The organism is Photobacterium aphoticum, from assembly GCF_001029435.1.
GTDB classification, from domain to species: domain Bacteria; phylum Pseudomonadota; class Gammaproteobacteria; order Enterobacterales; family Vibrionaceae; genus Photobacterium; species Photobacterium aphoticum.
Genome location: NZ_LDOV01000018.1, coordinates 109,095 through 116,030, shown reverse-complemented (window position 1 = coordinate 116,030; position 6,936 = coordinate 109,095). Strand labels below are relative to the sequence as shown.

Annotated in this window: 6 protein-coding genes and 1 pseudogene; 3 read left to right on the top strand and 4 right to left on the bottom strand. The window is 43.8% G+C overall.

The genetic code is table 11. The features are described 5' to 3' along the window. Positions 1 to 148 precede the first annotated feature (148 nt). Entirely contained in the window at positions 149 to 673 is a 525-nt protein-coding gene (locus tag ABT58_RS10480; RefSeq protein WP_047874352.1) for a hypothetical protein, read from the bottom strand. Between the two features lie 81 nt (positions 674 to 754). Here ABT58_RS10480 and ABT58_RS10475 point away from each other — a divergent pair, with 81 nt between their 5' ends. Further along, positions 755 to 1,888 (top strand): DNA adenine methylase, encoded by a 1,134-nt coding sequence (locus ABT58_RS10475; RefSeq protein ID WP_047874351.1) that lies wholly within the window; start codon positions 755 to 757, stop codon positions 1,886 to 1,888. Between the two features lie 29 nt (positions 1,889 to 1,917). Here ABT58_RS10475 and ABT58_RS10470 read toward each other — a convergent pair whose 3' ends face one another. Beyond that, positions 1,918 to 2,691 carry a type II restriction endonuclease gene (locus tag ABT58_RS10470; RefSeq protein ID WP_047874350.1) on the bottom strand — a complete coding sequence of 258 codons (774 nt, stop codon included), beginning with the start codon at positions 2,689 to 2,691 and terminating at the stop codon, positions 1,918 to 1,920. Positions 2,692 to 2,982: 291 nt separating this feature from the next. On the opposite strand from ABT58_RS10470, the gene ABT58_RS24565 reads away from it, so the two are divergent. Continuing rightward, complete coding sequence (locus tag ABT58_RS24565) at positions 2,983 to 3,165, top strand: hypothetical protein (RefSeq protein WP_373300237.1); 183 nt, start codon at positions 2,983 to 2,985, stop codon at positions 3,163 to 3,165. A 158-nt stretch (positions 3,166 to 3,323) separates the two neighbouring features. Further along, positions 3,324 to 3,896, top strand: a pseudogene (locus ABT58_RS24375) (DDE-type integrase/transposase/recombinase); the annotation flags it as partial. Between the two features lie 169 nt (positions 3,897 to 4,065). On the opposite strand, the gene ABT58_RS10455 reads toward ABT58_RS24375, so the two are convergent. After that, the gene (locus ABT58_RS10455) at positions 4,066 to 5,496 is read right to left on the bottom strand and encodes a hypothetical protein (RefSeq protein WP_082211061.1); all 1,431 of its coding nucleotides are present in this window, start codon (positions 5,494 to 5,496) and stop codon (positions 4,066 to 4,068) included. Between the two features lie 157 nt (positions 5,497 to 5,653). Beyond that, positions 5,654 to 6,802 carry an iron-containing alcohol dehydrogenase gene (locus ABT58_RS10450; protein WP_047874349.1) on the bottom strand — a complete coding sequence of 383 codons (1,149 nt, stop codon included), beginning with the start codon at positions 6,800 to 6,802 and terminating at the stop codon, positions 5,654 to 5,656. Positions 6,803 to 6,936 lie beyond the last annotated feature (134 nt).

The following is a 6,936-nucleotide window of genomic DNA, read 5'->3' as shown; positions in this document are numbered from 1 at the left end:
CCTTAAGTGAACGGCATTAGGATGTTTACACTCCTTTAAGTTTGGTGTCCCTTTTAAAGGGGCATATCAACATAATTTGCTTTGATGAGTAGTGTACATACAGGGGCTAGTTGGTTTACTGAAGTCAAATATCCGATTTTGTTTGCCGTTAATCAAATAAGCCTTCAGTGTAGATGCTTAATTTTTGTTGCTTTTTCTCTTTTGGTGCGGGGGCTGGTTGATCATTATACGTCAAGTAAATCAATCCTCTCATACCAGCAGAACTTGGGTGAAATGATGGGTTGTTGTACAACCAAAGATGTTTAAGCTCTTTTTTGTCAATCGGTTCAATTGCTGAGAGTTTAAACCAGATCGAACACTTCTTTTTTCGGTAATAAGCAGGTGTCAGATGTGGTTCTTTTGAAGAGATTTCAGTCTTACTCGTGCTACCAGCGATCACGTCAATGATGTTGGCTCTACAAGTGAATTTTGAACCATGCATTAGGTATAAGTAGCACTGTTCGCCACGCTCTAGTTGTAGCTTGGCAGTTTTAACAAAGCTCTGATTCATACCGATTCCGAATTTACCCATCCAAACACTGCCATTAGCTTCAATGACGGCTGAGTGCTCAGCAATGGTGTCAGCATCGGACAGCTTATCACTGTATCTAAGTAGAAAGTGTAGATTTTTCATAGAGATGGAACCAAGTATATCAATGTTGTCAAGTTTTGATTATAATGCTACCACTTAAATATCTTAATTACTAGGTAAGAAATGTTAGAAAATCAGCAGCTTACTATCGACTGTGCAGTACCAGATAGTGGAGTTAATGCCCTTAAAATCAAAGCAGTGGATCTACCTAAGTTCCCTACGACTCGCTACCAAGGCTCAAAACGTAAAATCCTACCAGAACTAGCAACAGCATTGAGCACGATCCAGTACAACAATGCATTAGATATGTTTAGTGGCTCTGGTGTCGTATCACTCTTGTTTAGAACGTTAGGCAAGAACGTTAGCTCAAATGACTTCATGTTGTATAACCAAAATACAGCGAAAGTATTTTTAGAATTTGACCTCGAACGATTGAATGCTTTGAATGCGCAGTCTGATTTAGAAGATTTGCTGTATAACTTACCTTTGTCAGATGACGGTCTTGTATCAAAGAACTATAAAGGTATTTACTTTATTGATTCTGAAAATGATGAGATTGACCGATTCTGTCAAAACATTCATCAGTACGACGATTTTGCAAAGTCTGTATACATCTATGCTATTGGTCAAGCGTTAACCAAGAAACGTCCATACAATCTTTTCCATCGCGCAAATTTAGAAATGCGTACTAAAGAAGTTAAACGTTCTTTTGGTAATAAAAAGACTTGGGATACACCAATGATTGATCACGCAATCAAGTGTATCAATGAATTGAAGAAGTATCCTATTAAAACTACTGATACATTAAGCAAGTACACAACAGGTTTTAACTCAGCAGATTTAGAATCATTTGCTGATGATTTCGACTTGATTTATCTCGATCCGCCATACATCAATGGTAAAGGCACACCTGTTGATTACAGTAACTTTTATCATTTTTTAGAGGGTCTTTGTGATTACTCGTTGTTCGATAATGGTGATGGTAAATACCCTCATAAACCGATCACAAAGAAACCTAGTGCATGGTTAAAGCCAGATAGCGCATTGAAAGAGCTTTCGGCGATCTGTGAACGCTGGCCTAATGCAACAATTGTTTTTAGCTATAGAAGTGATGGCTTACCAGTACCAGAAGAAGCAGCAAAGGCAATGTCAACTAAAGGTCGTATAGCCGAGATTCATTCTGCTGGCGAGTACAAGTATGCATTGAGTAAAACAAACACAAATGAAGAATTAATCATCATTTCAAAACCAGCATGATAAAAGGGGAGCAGAAGCTCCCCTATGTTTTATTTGAATCTTGCCATTTCTGGATGATTGTACAAAGAGTGCCAGTCGAAAATCTGTTCTTTGGCTTCTTCGTAATTTGCCCAGTAGAAATCACAAGCACCTTTCTTATCACGGAACTGAGTAAACGGTCCATTTACAGTTTCAAAGCCATTAGGTGTATCGATCTCGACCGAACCAATGTTTTTCGTGTTGCCACTACCAGCACGAATACCAGTCAAATCAACCTTTTCACGAATGAAGACAGATTGTACCGAGTAAGGACAACGGATCTGACCACGAGTTGGGATATTTTCCAGCGTGTACTCTTCAAATGCTTCATTACGAATGTACACAAAGCCTAGTACCCAATGCTCATGGTAAGTATTGTATGGGTAAAGGATGTTCTTTGTGTTGTTACGAATGAATGAGTTATAGCTGCCAAGGGTCATTTTGGTCTTTTTGTAGCCAAAAGGTACTTTTGGTTCGATGTAGGTAGATTTAATATCAAGTGCAATGCGATGCTCTACATTTCCAAAAGCATCATACTTAGTTAGAGTGAAGTCTGGATAAGTTGTTTGGTTTGCAGTTTCAACAACATAGCCTTTCTCAGCAGCCAAAGAACGTAGTGCTGGACTAGCAAAACGTTCAAAAACCGTACTCAGAACTTTAGTGTCAGAGTCAATTGGTAGTACGTTATTGTTTTGGTCGATAAAACCTTGGATTTCCCAAGTAAAGCCTTGTGTTAGTTCAAAGAAACGGTGACTAAATCCGTTAATCTCAAAATATGGCTGCATAATAATACCTCGTTAAGTTGCTAGCCATTTATGATGTTTTTGGTTCTATATTTCAATGATTTATCTCAATAAAAATGAGTTTTGTTTATAATAATCATGAAACACCATGATTAGTAAATGTGACAGGCTTTGTTGACTAAATCTATCTGAACTATCTTCTACAATTGTTACGCTTGTCAGGTTGATAGCGGTTGACCTGCTCCCCACTTTCTAATCCAGCCATAACTTAGTAATGTTCATATTATAAGAAGGAAGGTGAATATGAATAAATGATTCAATGAACAGCGGGTAATTGCCATTCTCAAGGAAGCTGAGGCTGGTTTGTCCGTCAAAGAATTATGCCGCAAGCACAATATTTCTTATGCCTGTAGCTTGAAAGCATTGGAATATGAAAATGCCAAGCTCAAGAAGTTACTAGCAGAGTCCATGCTGGATGTTGATGCTTTGAAGGCGGCTCTTAACCAAAAGTATTGACCGTTGAAGACAAGCGCAAGGCTGTGCATGTTATGCAGGAAGTCACCATGATTTTGGAGCGCAAAGCCTGTCTGCTCGTTGGAATAAATCGCGCATCGATGAGATAACAGCCTCAAAATAAAGAGGATGATGTGAAGCTATTAGTTTGCATACAAAAGCTGGTCCTTGAGCGAAAACGGTTTGGATGTCGCCGTATTCACCGCTTTCTCAGGCGGGTAGGGATTGAGGTTAACCACAAGCGTGTTTTTCGGTTATACAAAGAGGCAGGGCTGGCAGTTCGCAAACGGAAGCGAAGGAAGTCATTATGTGTCGGGCGAGAGCCACTTTTACTTCCCCCACTTCTTAATCATACTTGGTCAATAGACTTTGTCATGGATGCTCATTAGTGATGGTCGTAGGCTAAAATGCCTCACTATATCGTTGACGACTTCACGAAGGAATGCCTGGATATTACTGTTGCATCAGGAATTTCTAGGGATGAGGTAGTCACGATACTTGAAGCTATTGCAGCTTTCCGTGGTTATCCTGAGGCTGTTCGAACAGATCAGGGATCGGAGTTTACGGGTAAAGCTCTCGACCAATGGGCTTACAATCATGATGTTATTCTGAAGTTGATACAAGTGGGTAAGCCAACCCCAAATGCTTATATCGAAAGTTTTAACTGCAAGTTCAGGGACGGATGTTTACAGGAGCACCTGTTCAGAGACTTAAGGCATGCTCGTAAATTGATCGGTGACTGACGCAGGTCAGCCAAATTAACTATGCCACTACAGACAGCGGCAATACAAAATAAACACAACTTAGAAATAACACCTCTATGGAAACAAAACGCCCCAGACATCACTGGGGCATTTCTCATTCTACGAGCCAGACAAATATCACTACTACTAGCTGTAAACTTTAGCGACTACTTGCCATGCTTGTTTTGGCTGAATTGAGCTTCGCGGGGCTGGCTTTCGCGTTATCGCTTTCCCTGGACGGTTCTAATTCCGCTGCGATTTCACTTTCATGGCGTTGGCTTTTACCCAGATTCACGAACAGACACAGGATGATCCCTGCACCTAAGCCTAGCGCAGCGCCTTTGGTGGCAATGACGGCTGCCATCACACCCGCAATGCCTAAGTCATTCACGGTTTTTGATTTGGTGACGCCTACTCGGAACGACACAAAGCCTTGGATCAGTAGGGTGGCGGCCAGTGCGATGCCCAATACCGGTTTCACCAAGGTTACAATCGGCAGTAAAAAATAACCGACTAAAGTGCCATAACGGTAGGAAATAGCCCCGCTGTTGATTGAATCCATGGTTTTCGGGCCAAGTTTGAAGCGTTCACACACCACCACTTGCATGGCGGCTGCGAGCGGGCCACATAAGGTAATGGTGGGGCCGAAAATACCCATTAACACATTGCGCGCCCCAAAAATCATGTTGGAGCGGTTGGCGTTGAAATCAATTTTCTCATCAGGACGTTTTTTACCGGCGTCTTCTAGCAGGCATTTCGCCTGGATCACATCACCAAATAAAATGATGTACGTCGAAACGACAGCAGGCAGACCCATCACGAACATTTGTAGTGGCGGAAGGCCTAAGCCGAAGATTGTCCAATTTTGAAATAACTCACCAAAGGCGAGGGTGGTAAAGCCCCATTCCAGTTGCGGCCAAGGGATTTCACCGACCAAAGGCCCGACGACAATTGCCAGCAGGATGATAGGCAGTGATCCTAAATCGGCGAGGAACTGCGTGAATCGGTTGTGGTTTCGTTGGCTCTTAAAGTGGCTGGAGAACAACAAGTAGAAGCCGACACCGGTACAAATGACGATAGAGATAGGCGCTTGCTCAAAACGGCCACCATCAACGAGTACCGAATTAACGGCGGCGATGCCTGCACCAATAATGATGCCTGATTTCATCGCATCGGGCACTATAGAGGCGACGCGCTGCCCTAAGCCAGCTACGCCCAACAGAATGGCAAGTACACCGAGTGAGATTTGAAAGGCAATGAGCGCGAGAACGCGTTCTGGCCCGATTTCATATTGGTTGAGGTATAAAATGACGATAGGGATGGCAGGGGTGATCCACCCTGGGATGATGGGATCACCCAGCGTGATGTGGAGGAAATAGAGTAGGCCATTGATGACGACAATGGTCATCGCGACTTCAAACGGCATACCCAAGTATTCTTGCAGGATGGGGATCATGCCTAAACAGACGGCACAAAGCAGTAGGCCCTGCATGAAATCGACTTTTTCAAAACCGACGTGAATGAAAGGCACCCTGATTTTAAAGGGGCCCGCCGCTATATACGGTTGCTCCTTACCATGTTCTCTTTTCATAAAATATCATCTCAAAAAATTCCACTTATAACCTCTCGAGTCGTGATGTCCGCGTGATGCCCGCTCGGATATGCCGAAAGAATAAGAGGTTATATATTGAATTTTTGTCATTGCGCTCCCGCCATTGTCAGTGACTGGCGAGAGCACAAAGGGTCGATTAGATCGCTTGTTTGTACAGTTCGATCATATCTTCAAGCGTGGTTTCACGCGGGTTACACAGCACGTTGCCGCTCTTCATCGCGTCTCTAGCCATCTCTTCGATAAGATCGGTTTTCACACCTACTTCCGACAGGGTTCTTGGGATGTTGAGGTCATCGTTTAGCTGCTGGATTTCTTCGATGAGCATGTCTGGCGTGAAGTGTTCGGCAGGCTTATCCCCTTGACGGATGTAGTTGTAGATCACTTCATAGCGGCCTTTGTCTGCCACTGCATTAAACTTCATGACGGTCGGCAGCAGAATGGAGTTCGCGACACCGTGTGGTACGTGGTAGAAGGCACTCACTGGATGGCTCATGGCATGCACGTTACCCAGACGCGCCCATGCAAAGGCGATACCGGCGAAGTTACTGCCGACCATCATGGCGCATGCGGCTTCTTCATCTTCACGGTTGGCCACGAATTTACGCAGGTTCGCGCCAATCAGCTGCATGGCTTTTTCTGCCATCGTATCGGTAAACGGCGAGGCATTTTTCGACACATACGCTTCAATCGCGTGAATCAGTGCGTCCACACCACAAGCAGCGGCAATCGATGCCGGTGCGGTTATGATCAGTTGTGGGTCTAAAATCGCGTATTTAGGCAGTGTTTCGTAGCTGACCACAGAGAACTTATAGTTAATGGCTTCATCTGTAATAACAGACGATGCTGTTGCTTCGCTGCCTGTGCCTGCGGTTGTTGGAATGGCGATCATCGGTACGATAGGGCCCGGTACTTTGTTCAGACCTTCATACTGTTTAATGTCGCCACCAAATTTCGCCAAAATACCCACAGTTTTCGCTACGTCGAGCGGGCTACCACCGCCGAGTGCCACAATGCTGCTCGCGCCACATTCTTTGTAAAGGGCAACGGCTTCATTCACGATCGTAATGGTCGGGTTAGGCTTCACATCCAAATATGAGGTGCATTTAATGCCGCCCGCTTCGATGATTGCCTGTACTTTTGCTACAACGCCAAGGCTTTCAAGCCCACGGTCAGAGATCAAAAAGACGTGATCGGAGTTATTGTTGCTCAGAATTTCCGGTAACTTATTCAAGCTGCCCAGGCCAAATTCAATGTTTTGTGGAATTTTAAAATTAAAGTCTTTCACTGCATGATCCTTAACTAACAAGCACGCCGTGTGGTCGCGCTTGTTAGGTTTAAAATAATTACCCGTCGCCACATGGGGCTTGGGGTAGGTAAACTGTTTGAATAAATAATGCTGAGTAAACGAATTAGATGAGG